Genomic DNA, 13,596 nt, shown 5'->3' on the forward strand with positions numbered 1-13,596 from the left:
TTCCTCCTAAAAAATTATAATACACTATTTGGATTAATATCTATAGATATATTGATATCCTTATTAAATACAACTTCTCTTTTAGTTATACATATATATTTTATTATACCCTTTAATAAATTAATTTCAATATTATCGTCTTTAAATAATATCTGCCATCTGTAATTATGATTTATTTTTGAAATAGAACAAGGATTAGGTCCTAAAATAAAATCAAATTCTTTTATACCTCTATTCTCAAGTAAATAAATAATAGAGTCATACATTGCTCTTGCATTTTGTTCTACTAACTTTTCATTACTACCACTAATTACAACACTTAACATATTATTAAAAGGAGCATATCCAAATGCTTTTCTTATTTTTATTTCATCTTCATAAAATCCTTCAAAATCATAATTTACAGATCTTCTAATTGCATAATGATCAGTGTCATACGTTTGAAGTATTACTTTTCCTTCTTTATCTGATCTACCTGCTCTTCCTGCAACTTGAGTTACAAGTTGGAAAGTAATTTCAGCACTTTTAAAATCTGGAAAATTTAATATCATATCTGCAGATAAAATGCCTACTAATGTTACATTTTCAAAATCTAATCCCTTAGATAACATTTGAGTTCCTATTAAAATATCTGCTTCTTTATTCCTAAACTTATTTAGAATTTCTTCTAATGATCCTTTTTTTGAAGTTGTATCCTTATCCATTCTTAAAACTCTTACACCTTCAAATATCTTCCTTATTTCTTCTTCTATCTTTTGAGTCCCAGTTCCAAATGGTTTAACATAATGGCTACCACACTCTGGACATTCCTTTGGTATTTCCTTTTCATATCCACAATAATGACAGCGCCCTACATTTTTACCCTTATGATATGTAAGAGATATATCGCAGTTTTCACATTCAAATACATATCCACATTCTCTACATGAAACAAAATTTGCATATCCTCTTCTATTTAAAAATAAAATTGTTTGATTTCCGTTTTTAATAGCCTTTTCTATTTCTAAGTGTAGCTTATTACTAAGTATACTTTTGTTTCCATTTGATAATTCACTTTTCATATCAATTACTTCTATTTTAGGCAATGGATTTTTATTAGCTCTATTTTTTATAGTTATAAGCTCATAATCTCCATTAATTGCTTTATAGTACTCTTCTATAGAAGGTGTTGCTGAACCCAAAACTAAAGAAATATTTTTTTTCATAACTAAATATCTTGCAACTTCTATTGCATTAAATTTCGGATTTTTTTCTGACTTATATGCACCCTCATGAAACTCATCTATAATAACTACACCAAGACTACTAAAAGGTGCAAATAAAGCTGATCTAGCTCCTATTAATATTCTTATTTTACCTAATTTTATAGCCTTATAAACATCATGTTTTTCACCTTCTGAAAGTTGACTATGAAAAACACCTACTATATCTCCAAATCTATTCTTAAACCTAGATATAGTTTGTGGAGTTAATGATATTTCTGGAACTAAAACTATACTGTCTAAACCTTGGTTTAAAGCATAATCTATAATTCCCATATAAACTTCAGTTTTTCCACTACCTGTTACTCCATGTATCATATAAGGCTTTTTGATATCATTAAACATCTCAGAGTTTATTTTATTAATAGCATAGGTTTGTTCTTCATTTAGGTATATTTTTTTATTGTCAGATTGATAAATACTTTCTGGACTTCTATAATAATCTTTTATTTCCAAAGAAATTAAATTTTTTCCTGCAAGAGAAGTTATACTTTGCTTAGATGCATTAAGTATTTCTAATAAGTCATTTATCTCTACACTACTATTATGCTTTAAAAACTCTATAATTTCCTTTTGCTTATTACCTAAATTAATTTTATTTGAAATTACATAATCATCTATATATTCTATATCCATACTTAATGATACATAACATATTTTCTTTTCATTTTTATGATCTTTGTACTCCCATTTTAAATCAATAAGGTTTTTATTTTTCATTCTATCTAAAATATTATTTATATTTTTAATTTTTTTTAGTTTATCTACTTTAATCTTACCTTTACTATTTAAAAGCTTTTCTATTATAAGCTTTTCATTTTGATTTAAGTTTAAGTTTTCTTCATATAAGTCAAACTCTTTTATATTCGAATTTAAAATAACAACCTTATAGTTATTTAACTTATATCCTTTTGGATAAATTAAATTTATACAATCTATATAAGTGCATAAGTATCTATTTTTCATCCATTTAACTAATTCCAAATCTTCAACTTTAAATATTGGTTTTTCATCTAATAAATCAACAACTTCTTTGGTTTTTATTCCATCTTCAATAATATCTGTGATTTCAAATACAAAAGCCTCAGTTGGTTTATTGCCTCTTCCAAAAGGAACTAATACTCTATGACCTAACTCTAATTCATTTTCTAAAAAGTTTGGTATTTCATATGTAAATAAATTGTCGGTGTATATGCTATTGTTCCTTACTATAACTTTTGCATATTTTTTCATATTTTAACCTCTATTATTATCTAAAATTTAAGGGCAATCTCAAAGTAAAATAATTTAATCTACCTTGAGACAGCCCCTTTATTTTTCTAATAAATCTTTAACTTTATCTAAAATAACATTTGCTACTTCATTTTTCTTCATTATAGGATATTCACTTATATTACCTTCTTTGTCTATGATTTTAACTATATTAGTATCAACACCAAATCCAGCACCTTCTTTAGTTAAGTCATTTGCTACTATAAAATCTAAGTTTTTCTTCTTTACTTTATTTTTAGCATTCTCAATAAGATCATTAGTCTCAGCCGCAAAGCCAACTAATATTTTATCTTTCTTAACTTTTCCAATTTCATAAGCTATATCTTTATTTCTATCTAATCTTATAACTAAGTCATCATCGTTTTTCTTTATTTTTTTATCACAATAATCCTTAGGTTTATAATCTGCTACAGCTGCACTTTTTATAATAACATCATTTTCGTTTAAATTATCCATTACAGCTTCATACATATCTTTTGCAGATTCTGTTCTTATAAGTTTTTTTAAGTTTGTTGGTGGTTCTAATTTAGTAGGTCCAGAAACTAAAGTTACTTCAGCACCTCTATCTATCGCTTCTTTTGCTATTGCATAACCCATCTTTCCAGTAGAACGATTAGTTATATATCTAACTGGATCAATAGATTCTACAGTAGGTCCTGCTGTAATTATTATTCTTTTTCCCTTTAAATCTTGTTCTTTTATAAGAGCATTAATAATAGCTTGAACTATATTTTCTGGAGTAGCTAGTTTACCCTTACCAGTATCCCCACAAGCAAGTCTTCCACTTTCAGGCTCTATAAATTCATAATTTAACGATTTTAATGTACTTATATTTCTTTGTACAATTGGGTTTTCGTACATATTAGTATTCATTGCTGGAGCTATTAAAACTTTAGCTTTAGTAGCCATAACTGTAGTTGAAAGCATATCATCACTTATACCACAAGCCATTTTACCGATTATATTCGCAGTAGCTGGTGCTACTAAGAATAAATCTGCTTTTTTAGCTAATGATATATGTTCTACATCCCATGTTTTAGGTTCTTCAAACATATCACTTACTACATAGTTTTGACTTAAGGATTGAAAGGTTAGAGGAGCAACAAATTCTGTTGCACTCTTAGTCATTATCACATGAACATTTGCACCTAACTTTTTTAACCTACTTACTACATCACAAACTTTGTATACGGCAATTCCACCACTTACGCCAATTACAACAGTTTTATTTTTCAGCATATCTTATTCCTCTATTTCTTTTTTCGCTGCTTCTTGTTCTTGCTTTTCTTCTAACTCAGCTTGTTCTATTTCTGATTGAGTTAATATTCTATATGTTATTTCACCTTCTGCAACTTCTTGAGTAGCTATACATACTGGCTTAGTTTCTTTTTGCTTGTTTTCAACATATGGAGCTGATCCATCTATTATTTCTCTCGCTCTTTTTGCAACAGTACCTACTAAGTAATATCTGTTGTCTATTTTGTTTAATACTTCATTGATTGATGGTTTTATCATTTTATAACTCCTCCTTGAACTTATCTATTATATTATTCTTATATCTAGTAACCTTATTCTTCTCTGAAGATATTATAGCTTCTAGTTCTTTAACTGATTTTTCTACATCTTGATTAACTATAAAATAATCATAGTCATCTATTTGTTTTATTTCTTCAAATGCACAACTAAATCTTTTTTCTATTTCTTCTACACTTTCTGTGCCTCTTCCAACGATTCTATTTTTTAATTCCTTTAAAGATGGTGGAAGTACAAATACGAATATCCCCTCTGGATATACTTCTTTAACTTGCCTTGCTCCTTGCATTTCTATTTCTAAGATAACATCTTGACCTTTTTCTAAAGTCTCAATTATTGCTGCTTTTGGTGTTCCATAGAAATTGTCATAAATTTGAGCATACTCTAAAAATTCACCTTTTTCTACCATAGATGTAAACTCTTCTTTTTCTATAAAGAAGTAGTTAACTCCATGAACTTCTCCATTTCTAGGCTTTCTTGTTGTAGCTGATACAGAAAGCTTAATTTGGTCATTTTGGTCTAATATCGCTTTACAAATTGTACCCTTACCTGCTCCTGATGGTCCTGATACAACTAGTAATAGGCCTTTTCTTTTAACCATTACGCTTCTTCCTTTCCATTTATCTATTTATACTATTCTATATTTTGAATTTGCTCTCTTATCTTTTCTAATTCACTTTTTATTTCAACAACTAAATTAGTTATATTTAAATCCGATGACTTAGAACCTATAGTATTTGTTTCTCTATTCATTTCTTGGATTAAGAAGTCTATTCTTCTTCCAATTGATTCATCTTTAACTATCGTACTTCTTAATTGCTTTATATGACTTTTAAATCTTACTATTTCTTCTGTTATACTACTTTTATCTGCATATATAGCAACCTCTTGAGCTAATCTATTTTCATCTATTATACTTGGATTTTCTAATATTTCACTTATTCTATTATTTAACTTTTCTTTATAGTCAATAACAACATTATAAGAATACTTTTCAATCTCTTCAATTGTACTTTCAAGAATATCGCATCTATCTAATACATCTTTAGCTAATCTTTGTCCTTCTTCACTTCTCATCTCAGTTAATTTAACTAAAGTTTCTTCTAATGCTTTGCTTAACATAGACCATAATAACTCTTCATCTTCTTCTTTTTCCTCTGTTTTAATTATATCAGGGAATTTTGCTACGTTCATAACACTTATATCATCAACTAAATCAAATTTATCTCTTATATCTCTTAAGATATTTACATATTGATTTGCTAGTGTTTCATCGAACTTTAAGTTTACATCTTCACTACCTAACAAGTCAAGCTTTATGTAAATATCAACTCTACCTCTTTTTATGTAGTTTTTAATAAAATTTCTAGCCTTATCTTCTAAAAAAGATATTTTTCTTGGAAGACGTATATTTATATCACAATATTTATGGTTTATTGTTTTACATTCTACTAAAAAATAGTAGTTGTCATCTTTATATTCTCCTCTTCCAAAGCCAGTCATACTTATAGCCATATTATACCTCCAAATTTCCTTCACATATTTTTACTGAAGGTCCTGTCATATAAACAAAATCTTCTATATCTATTTTTACTGTTCCACCTTGAGATGTAACATTTACACTTTTGCCTACTTTTTTTAGATAATTGCATATAATGGCAGATGCAGTCATTCCAGTTCCACATCCTAAAGTGTATCCGCATCCTCTCTCCCAAGTATTTACAGATATATTATTCTCATCTTCAACCTTTACAAAGTTTACATTTGTTCCTTTAGGAAAAATATTATTTTTTCCAATTTCCTTACCATACTTATATACTTCATCTAAGTTCAATTTATCTACTAAAACTACAGTATGTGGAACTCCCATTAACATAGAGCTTAATATAAATTCTTTATCTAATACCTTTATTTTTTGATTAATAAATTTATCCTGACTAGTATTTATAGGTATATCTTTTGATAAAAAACTTCCCTTTCCCATATTAACTTTTATTGAATCTATCTTATTTTCTTTCAAATTTATACTTACTTTCTTTATTCCATCTAAAGTATCAACATTAAAATCTTCTTTTCTAACTATATTATTATCATAAACAAACTTTACAAAACATCTCAATCCATTTCCACACATGGCAGCTCTAGATCCATCTGAGTTATAATATACCATTTCAACATCAGCCACTTTAGAAGCTTTTACTACTAATAGTCCATCTGCCCCTACAGAGAATCTTCTATGACATACTTTCTTTGCCAAATCACCATAATTATTACAATCTATATTATCAAATCGACCATCTATTGCTATAAAATCATTACCTATTCCATGTAACTTCCAAAATTCCATAAAATCTCCCCTTTTATATAAGTTACTAACTAAATATTATACAACATTCCTACATCAAAATAAATAAGTAGATTAGTTTTTAGAAAGAATAAAAAATATATAAGATTTTTATATTAGTTATTATTCTTAGTTACTATTCACAATGTGGTTATTATGTGTAATAATTAATTTATTAATATTAATATGAAGGGAAGTGTTTTTATGGCTTTAGATGGTTTGGTTATACACTCACTAGTTGATGAGCTTTCTTCCAAGCTTATTGGCGGTAAGGTTGATAAAGTTCATCAACCTGAAGATGATGAGATTGTTTTATATATAAGAAATAATAAAGAAAATTATAAACTTATTTTAAGTTGTAGTTCTTCTAATCCTAGAGTTTATATTGCTAATGATTATAAAAAAGAAAATCCGAAAAAAGCACCTATGTTTTGCATGCTTTTTAGAAAATACATACAAAGTGGAAATATAGTTGATATTTCTCAAGTTGGATTTGAGAGAATCATAAAAATAAGCGTTGATTCTTTAGATGAATTAAAGGAAAAAACTACAAAAGATATTTATATTGAGATTATGGGTAGACATAGTAATATTATACTTACTCATAATGAGGACAATAAAATTATAGATTCAGCAAAAAGAATTCCTACTAGTATAAGTAGAGTTCGTCAAATACTACCTGGGCTTACTTATGAATTACCACCTGCACAAGATAAGTTAAATCCCCTTAATAGTATTTCTAAAGATGAGTTTATTGAAGCATTAAAGTCATATGATGGCCCTGTTTTCAAGAGTATTTACTCTAAGTTTTTAGGTATAAGTCCAGTTATTTCTAAGGAGATTTGCTATAGAGCTAAATTAAATGAAAAAATCAACATAAGCGACTTATCTAATGAAGAATTAATCTCTTTATTTAATGAGTTTAATAGCTTATTTAATGATATAAGAAACAATAAATTTTCTCCTTGCATAGTATTAAACGAAAAAATAGATAGAGTGCTTGACTTTAGTTGTATAAATTTAAGTCTTTATAATGAATTTAAATTTATTAATAAGAAAAGTATGTCTACAGTATTAGAAGACTATTATAAAAATAAAGATATAAAAGATAGAATTCATCAACGTGCTTCTGATTTAAAGAAGAGTATTTCAATAAAACTTGAAAGACTTTACCATAAACAGGAAAAACAATCAGAAGAATTAGAAGAAGCTAACAATGCAGAAAGTTACAAAATAAAGGGTGAGCTCCTTACTGCTTATATTTATATGATTCAAAAAGGAATGGAAAGTATAGATGTTCAAAACTTCTATGACCCTAATTATGAAAGTGTTACTATTCCTCTTAGAAAAAATTTAACACCTTCTGAAAATTCACAAAGATATTTCAAAAAGTATAATAAATTAAAAACAGCTAAAAAGGAAATAACTTCTCAAATGGCTATAAACAAAGAAGAAATAGATTACTTGGAAAATATACTTTTAAATATAGAAAACTGTGAAAACTTAGCTGAACTTCAAGATATAAAAGATGAACTTGTTTCACTTGGATATTCTAAAGCTTCTGGTAAGCTTAAATCTAAAAAAGAAATAGCAAAGCTAACTACTTCACCACATGAATTTATTTCGTCTGAAGGAATTAGAATACTTGTTGGTAAAAATAATAAACAAAATGACCACCTTACACTTAGAATCGCAGATCCAGAAGATATATGGATGCATACTAAGAATATTCCTGGTTCTCATGTTATTATAAAATGTGCTGGTAAAGATATATCTGAACAAACTATATATGAAGGTGCTATGCTAGCAGCTTACTTTAGTAAAGCTAAATCTTCTAGTAAAGTTCCAGTTGATTATACTAAGAAAAAACATGTTAAAAAACCTAGTGGTTCTAAGCCTGGTATGGTAATTTATGAAACTAATAATACAATGTATGTAGATCCTAATGAAGAGATGGTTGCATCATTAAAAAATAAAGAAATTTAATAATAAAAAGTGTAAATCTTATTTAAAGATTTACACTTTTTATAGTTTATTTATCTTGAATTACCCATTGCCAAGTATTCTCATTAAATATTGCATTATAGAATGCTCCTATAGACATGCTTAAGAATTTAGCAGCTCCTTGTTTTACATTTTCATCGTAATACTTTGTGAACCTTGGATCATCAACATATATTTGCCCTAGATTTAAATGAGCTTGAGGTGGATAAGTTCCAAAGTATTCTAACCATTTCTTATGAAGCCTTACAACTTCCATAGCTAATTCATTTGAAGGATCATTTATCTTCATAGCTTCTAATAATTTTTCATTAATTTCAATTCTTATTCTTTCACTTTCATTATATTCTTCTTCACTTAAGCCTGCAAATTTTTTATTACTTTTATTTACTCTCTTATCTCCATATTTTTCTCTTATTTCTTTCCCATACTTTTCTTCATTTTTCTTTATAATATCTTTTTTAAAACCTTCAAATTTTTCTTTATTAGACATTTCTTCTTCTCCTTTTAACGACAATAACGTTCGGTCTATATTATTTAATAATTTTTCAATCTGCTTTTGTCTTTCTAGTAAATTTTTTTATGCTCATGTAGTGCTTCTACACAATCAAACTCTTCACTATGTATTACAGATTTTATTTTTTCTAAAGGTAAATCAAGTTCTTTATAAAATAGTATTTGCTGAAGTAAATTAACCTCTTCTTCTCCATATATCCTATATCCAGATGAGCTTATTCTTTTAGGCTTTAAAAGTCCTATTTCATCATAATATCTAAGAGTTCTTGTACTTACTCCTGCTAATTTTGAAAGATTATTTATTGTATATTCCATATTAACTTACCTCCTTACTATTAAGATAAACTTTTACGTAACGTTAATGTCAACATTTTTTTAATATTTTTAACTTTTAATAAAAAATGACCTATAAATAGGTCATTTTAAACTATAGCTAATCTTTGTCAGCTTTTTATATTCACTTTATAATATGCTTTATTTCCTTTATATCATTATCATAAATCTTATAATTATGTTCTTCTATCAAATTTTTATATTCATCATATTTTTTATAAATCATCACATGGTATCCATCAGTATCTTTCTTGGTAGTCATTTCATATTTATATCTTTTCCCATCTATAACTGCTTCTCTAGTTCCTATCCACGATGGGTATGTATATAACTCTTCTACCATATATATTTTATCTTGTGCTTCTACATTTATACTTGGATACTCTTTAGAATATTTTCCATCTATCCTATTTTCATCTACATTAATATCAGCTTCTCTATTTATGCTTTTTAGGTATTCTTTAGCCTGATTTTCTTGTTGCTTAGCTAATTCATTAAAATATTTTTCTGTATTGATCACTTTATACCATAAATAAACTGGGAATATCTCTTGTCTAGAACTTAAGTAATAAGAACCATCCAGAGGTATTTTATAATCAATTAAGTAATATTTATTATCTTCACCTATTTTAAATTTTATTGCTACAGTTTCACAATATGACCTTGTCAGAATAGAAAAAACATCATTTTCAAATTCAAAACTACCATAATTAAATACTACATATGTTTCAATTATATTTTTATTTTCTTTACTTCCTAATATCTTATAACCTTCTGAATCTAGCTCTCCTCCAAAATCATTATCATACATAAACTTTTTTATGGTATTGGATATGGCTTCATCTAAAGTAGTTCCTACTTGTCTATATATACTTAATTTTTCTATTAATAAATTAAAACTTTCTTCACTTTTATTAAATTTATTTATACTATCAATTCCTAAAGCATTTTCTACATCATTTTTATTAAATTTAAGTTCATATTTTAATTCTGATTCTTTATGGCTACTTTTATCTAATATGTAATATTCTATATTTTCTAAGTTATCTATTAACGAAAATATTATTGTTGAGTTTACAAACAGTTTATATTCTAGCTCTGATTTATTTATATCTTTTAATTTATAATATACTCTTATTCCATATGGTTCTTTATCTGTTTTAATCTCAATACTTTCTTTCTCCCAGCCAAGAGTTAAATTTTGTAGCAAATTATTGATATTACTTGCATTTCCAACATAAGCATTTTTATATTCTAATAATCCTTCTAAATTTCCTTTTACTATATCATCTTTTGAATCACTTTTACTTGTTAAAAGTATAGTTCCTAAAACCAACATACAACTAACACCCATAACACTTATCAATACTTTTCTATTTTTAAATATTTTAGCTTTTTTTATCATGTTAATCCTTTTTTTAAGAATTTTTTTGTTATCTGCCATTCCAAGTATTCCTATATTTTTAGGAATTATATTTACTCTTTCAATTAAAGTTATAATAGTCATAGCATAATTTTTATGTTCACTTTCATCTAATACTTTTACTACCATTTCGTCAGTTGCTAATTCCATATCTTCTCTTATTTTTTTAAATAAATACCATATCAATGGATTAAACCAATGAACACATTGGAGTAATATTAATAAATAATTAACTAAAATATCACATCTTTTATAATGAGATAACTCATGCAATAATATATGTTCTACTTCATCATCATTTAGGTCTATCATAGAATATGGAAATATGATTTTAGGTTTTATTATTTTGCAAAGTCCAGGAGTTCTAATATCTTCATTTATACTTATATCTATATTAGTCCTTATTCCCATATTATTTTTACATTTTATTAAAAGTAATTCTAATCTTTCATCTATATTTTTATTGTCTTTTTTAAGGTTATAATTTAATACAAAATTCATAAATACAGCTACAAATAGTGATGTAATAAATCCTCCTAACCATATTAAAGGTAAAATATCAAAAACTACACTTTTAGAATTTCTAAACTCTTTCTTAGTAGTAAATGTTGATTCTTCATTAATTATTACATTATTTTCAGTATTACTACTGTAAGTCATATCATCTATATCATAACCTTCAGTGTATTCATTTTTAGAAATATCTAAACTTTCATCATAGCTATTGATTTGACTTATATTTATAGGTAATTTATTAAACACACTTAAGCTACTTTGCGGACCAAATGGAATTATTAATTTTATTACAAGCAACATCCATAGTAAATAACTCCATTTACCACTTATCTCTTAATATACACTTTACTAAAAGAATTACTATACCTACTATACTTGCATGTATAGATGCTTCTAGAACAATACTCCATAATTTACTCATCTTACACCCCTATACATATCTAATCTTCATCTAATAGATTTTTAAGTTCTTCTATATCATCTTTAGACATTTTTTTATTCTTTATAAAACTAGCTACCATCATATTTATAGATCCATTATAAAGCTTTTCTAAAAATGAACTACTTGCTAAATTTTTATATTCATCCTCACCTATATTAGGATAATATATATAAGACTTTTTATTGCTCTTATCTACTTTTAAAGCTCCCTTTGTTACCAGTCTTGTAATTAAAGTTTGTATAGTTTTGGGCTTCCAATCTGTGATAGTACTTAATTTTTCTATTATTTGAGAGCTTGTTCCACTTTTTATATTCCAAAGTACTTTCATCACTTCTAGTTCACTTTCTGATATTTGTATCATATTTTTCATTTTTAACACCTCCATTGGATTACATTTGTAAGTCTATTTAATCTTACGCTTGTAATCCATACTTTGTCAAGTGTATTGTTTTATGTATTTTGTATTTTGATGTATTCAATATTCTTATACTTTTTGCAAAGGTATTAACATTAAGTCGTCTAATTTTTAATATAAATAAGTAAAGAATACGTTTTCTAAAAATAAATTTAATTTATATTATTTAAAAGGTTGGTGTAAATATTATGGTAAGTACAATAGTAAATTTTCCTTATAATTACAGTGGGGTAGCAAGATTAGATTCTTGTGGTATAGTTCATAATCATCTATATCATGAATGTCCTGTAGGCAAAGTCTGTAGCAATATTATATATAATAAAAATAACTTTCCTATTGGTAGAGTTGATGAAAACGGAATAGTACATAACCATATAACAAAAAATTCACCTATTGGTAAAGTTGATGAAGATGGATATGTATATAGTGGTGTTTCTAAGCAGTCCTTAGTTGGAAGAATTGATGGAGATAATGCTAGTTTAGCTGGAGGTGCTTATTTACTGCTATTGCATAATAATAAATAAAAATAACTGCATGTAAATTTTCATGCAGTTATTTTTTATTTTAATAAATTTATATATTAAGACCTTTTATCCATTGTTTTATACTTTTAATGTTCTTTTCTTTATCAACTTTTAGTGGCCCCACAAATTCTATTTCTCCAACAAAGTTATTCCATTTAAGCATTTTTTTAAATTCATCAAAACATTTTTTAGTGCTACCCCCACCACTACAAGCAAATAATCCTATATTTCTATTATATATTTTATAATCTCTAATAAATGTATTAAATGGTGATGCATAAGTTCCAACCCATATGGGTGAACCTAAAAATATATTATCATATTGATTTAAATCTATATATTTATTTATAAGTATTGGATTTTCTCTGAAAATTACACTTTTACTTGCCCAAAAGTATTTTTTTAAGCCTTTTTTAGGAAATTCTTTTTTTGTTCTTAATTCCATAATATCTGCATCTAACTCTTTTGCAATTATTTCTGCTATTAATTTTGTATTTCCTTCTAATGAAAAATAGACAACTAAGTTTTTCACAATACATACCTCCTTTTGCTTTGCTAATGTTTATCAAATAGAATAAATATATCCTTTGTATGCAAAATTTCATTTTATATATATATAAATTTCTATTAAATACCACTACTTTAAATTATAATCATAATATATGCTAATTATTAACTTTTTTGAGGAGATTATATGAATAATTTATTTTTATACTATATTTTTACAATTAATATAATAGGATTTATTTTAATGTATATAGATAAGATGAGAGCTATAAAAAATCAATGGCGAATTCGTGAATCCACTTTATTCACTATTGCTTATATAGGTGGTAGTGTTGGTTCTTTGTTGGGAATGTACTTATTCAGACATAAGACAAAACATACTAAATTTACGATTGGATTTACTTTTATACTTCTTATTCAAATAGCTTTAATATCTATGTTTTATATATAATTTATTATTTATTTTTATTAAAATTAAAAAGCTATAAACAATAGATTTTTTAAAATA

14 protein-coding genes are annotated in these 13,596 nt (G+C 26.1%); 3 read left to right on the forward strand and 11 right to left on the reverse strand.

Annotation, left to right across the window (positions count from 1 at the left end; translation table 11 throughout):
- Positions 1-14 precede the first annotated feature (14 nt).
- The 6 genes from priA to dapF all read right to left on the reverse strand — a co-directional run bounded on the left by priA (position 15) and on the right by dapF (position 6,414).
- A complete protein-coding gene (priA, locus tag EIH23_RS00970; RefSeq protein WP_122638336.1) occupies positions 15-2,495 on the reverse strand; it encodes a primosomal protein N' in 2,481 nt (826 codons plus the stop codon).
- A 78-nt stretch (positions 2,496-2,573) separates the two neighbouring features.
- Entirely contained in the window at positions 2,574-3,773 is a 1,200-nt protein-coding gene (gene coaBC, locus EIH23_RS00975; protein WP_122638337.1) for a bifunctional phosphopantothenoylcysteine decarboxylase/phosphopantothenate--cysteine ligase CoaBC, read from the reverse strand.
- 3 nt (positions 3,774-3,776) lie between these two features.
- Positions 3,777-4,049 carry a DNA-directed RNA polymerase subunit omega gene (rpoZ, locus tag EIH23_RS00980; protein WP_122638338.1) on the reverse strand — a complete coding sequence of 91 codons (273 nt, stop codon included), beginning with the start codon at positions 4,047-4,049 and terminating at the stop codon, positions 3,777-3,779.
- Position 4,050: 1 nt separating this feature from the next.
- Positions 4,051-4,668, reverse strand: coding sequence for a guanylate kinase (gmk, locus tag EIH23_RS00985; RefSeq protein WP_122638339.1), 618 nt, complete (start codon positions 4,666-4,668; stop codon positions 4,051-4,053).
- Positions 4,669-4,700: 32 nt separating this feature from the next.
- A complete protein-coding gene (locus EIH23_RS00990) occupies positions 4,701-5,582 on the reverse strand; it encodes a YicC/YloC family endoribonuclease (RefSeq protein ID WP_122638340.1) in 882 nt (293 codons plus the stop codon).
- A 1-nt stretch (position 5,583) separates the two neighbouring features.
- Positions 5,584-6,414, reverse strand: a complete 831-nt coding sequence (dapF, locus tag EIH23_RS00995; RefSeq protein ID WP_122638341.1) for a diaminopimelate epimerase — start codon at positions 6,412-6,414, stop codon at positions 5,584-5,586.
- A gap of 201 nt (positions 6,415-6,615) precedes the next feature.
- Here dapF and EIH23_RS01000 point away from each other — a divergent pair, with 201 nt between their 5' ends.
- On the forward strand, positions 6,616-8,397 hold the full coding sequence (locus tag EIH23_RS01000) for an Rqc2 family fibronectin-binding protein (protein ID WP_122638342.1): 1,782 nt from the start codon (positions 6,616-6,618) through the stop codon (positions 8,395-8,397).
- A gap of 46 nt (positions 8,398-8,443) precedes the next feature.
- On the opposite strand, the gene EIH23_RS16790 is transcribed toward EIH23_RS01000, so the two are convergent.
- The 4 genes from EIH23_RS16790 to EIH23_RS01015 form a co-directional block, all read right to left on the reverse strand.
- Positions 8,444-8,905 (reverse strand): TipAS antibiotic-recognition domain-containing protein, encoded by a 462-nt coding sequence (locus EIH23_RS16790; RefSeq protein WP_330566155.1) that lies wholly within the window; start codon positions 8,903-8,905, stop codon positions 8,444-8,446.
- A gap of 74 nt (positions 8,906-8,979) precedes the next feature.
- Complete coding sequence (locus tag EIH23_RS16795; protein ID WP_330566156.1) at positions 8,980-9,243, reverse strand: MerR family transcriptional regulator; 264 nt, start codon at positions 9,241-9,243, stop codon at positions 8,980-8,982.
- 142 nt (positions 9,244-9,385) lie between these two features.
- Positions 9,386-11,500 (reverse strand): M56 family metallopeptidase, encoded by a 2,115-nt coding sequence (locus EIH23_RS01010; protein ID WP_122638343.1) that lies wholly within the window; start codon positions 11,498-11,500, stop codon positions 9,386-9,388.
- Positions 11,501-11,640: 140 nt separating this feature from the next.
- Entirely contained in the window at positions 11,641-12,012 is a 372-nt protein-coding gene (locus EIH23_RS01015; protein WP_122638344.1) for a BlaI/MecI/CopY family transcriptional regulator, read from the reverse strand.
- 233 nt (positions 12,013-12,245) lie between these two features.
- On the opposite strand from EIH23_RS01015, the gene EIH23_RS01020 reads away from it, so the two are divergent.
- A complete protein-coding gene (locus EIH23_RS01020) occupies positions 12,246-12,581 on the forward strand; it encodes a hypothetical protein (RefSeq protein ID WP_122638345.1) in 336 nt (111 codons plus the stop codon).
- Between the two features lie 49 nt (positions 12,582-12,630).
- Here EIH23_RS01020 and EIH23_RS01025 read toward each other — a convergent pair whose 3' ends face one another.
- Entirely contained in the window at positions 12,631-13,113 is a 483-nt protein-coding gene (locus EIH23_RS01025) for a flavodoxin family protein (RefSeq protein WP_122638346.1), read from the reverse strand.
- Between the two features lie 162 nt (positions 13,114-13,275).
- On the opposite strand from EIH23_RS01025, the gene EIH23_RS01030 reads away from it, so the two are divergent.
- Positions 13,276-13,539 carry a DUF1294 domain-containing protein gene (locus EIH23_RS01030; protein WP_122638347.1) on the forward strand — a complete coding sequence of 88 codons (264 nt, stop codon included), beginning with the start codon at positions 13,276-13,278 and terminating at the stop codon, positions 13,537-13,539.
- The last annotated feature ends 57 nt before the right edge of the window (positions 13,540-13,596 follow it).

This window comes from Romboutsia sp. Marseille-P6047 (assembly GCF_900604535.1).
Classification (GTDB): Bacteria; Bacillota; Clostridia; order Peptostreptococcales; family Peptostreptococcaceae; genus Romboutsia_E.

What these genes read in the sequence shown, in the direction of transcription:
- priA (WP_122638336.1), bottom strand. Translation starts at nt 2,495, where the DNA reads ATGAAAAAATATGCAAAAGTTATAGTAAGGAACAATAGCATATACACC.
- coaBC (WP_122638337.1), bottom strand. Translation starts at nt 3,773, where the DNA reads ATGCTGAAAAATAAAACTGTTGTAATTGGCGTAAGTGGTGGAATTGCC.
- rpoZ (WP_122638338.1), bottom strand. Translation starts at nt 4,049, where the DNA reads ATGATAAAACCATCAATCAATGAAGTATTAAACAAAATAGACAACAGA.
- gmk (WP_122638339.1), bottom strand. Translation starts at nt 4,668, where the DNA reads ATGGTTAAAAGAAAAGGCCTATTACTAGTTGTATCAGGACCATCAGGA.
- EIH23_RS00990 (WP_122638340.1), bottom strand. Translation starts at nt 5,582, where the DNA reads ATGGCTATAAGTATGACTGGCTTTGGAAGAGGAGAATATAAAGATGAC.
- dapF (WP_122638341.1), bottom strand. Translation starts at nt 6,414, where the DNA reads ATGGAATTTTGGAAGTTACATGGAATAGGTAATGATTTTATAGCAATA.
- EIH23_RS01000 (WP_122638342.1), top strand. Translation starts at nt 6,616, where the DNA reads ATGGCTTTAGATGGTTTGGTTATACACTCACTAGTTGATGAGCTTTCT.
- EIH23_RS16790 (WP_330566155.1), bottom strand. Translation starts at nt 8,905, where the DNA reads ATGTCTAATAAAGAAAAATTTGAAGGTTTTAAAAAAGATATTATAAAG.
- EIH23_RS16795 (WP_330566156.1), bottom strand. Translation starts at nt 9,243, where the DNA reads ATGGAATATACAATAAATAATCTTTCAAAATTAGCAGGAGTAAGTACA.
- EIH23_RS01010 (WP_122638343.1), bottom strand. Translation starts at nt 11,500, where the DNA reads ATGTTGCTTGTAATAAAATTAATAATTCCATTTGGTCCGCAAAGTAGC.
- EIH23_RS01015 (WP_122638344.1), bottom strand. Translation starts at nt 12,012, where the DNA reads ATGAAAAATATGATACAAATATCAGAAAGTGAACTAGAAGTGATGAAA.
- EIH23_RS01020 (WP_122638345.1), top strand. Translation starts at nt 12,246, where the DNA reads ATGGTAAGTACAATAGTAAATTTTCCTTATAATTACAGTGGGGTAGCA.
- EIH23_RS01030 (WP_122638347.1), top strand. Translation starts at nt 13,276, where the DNA reads ATGAATAATTTATTTTTATACTATATTTTTACAATTAATATAATAGGA.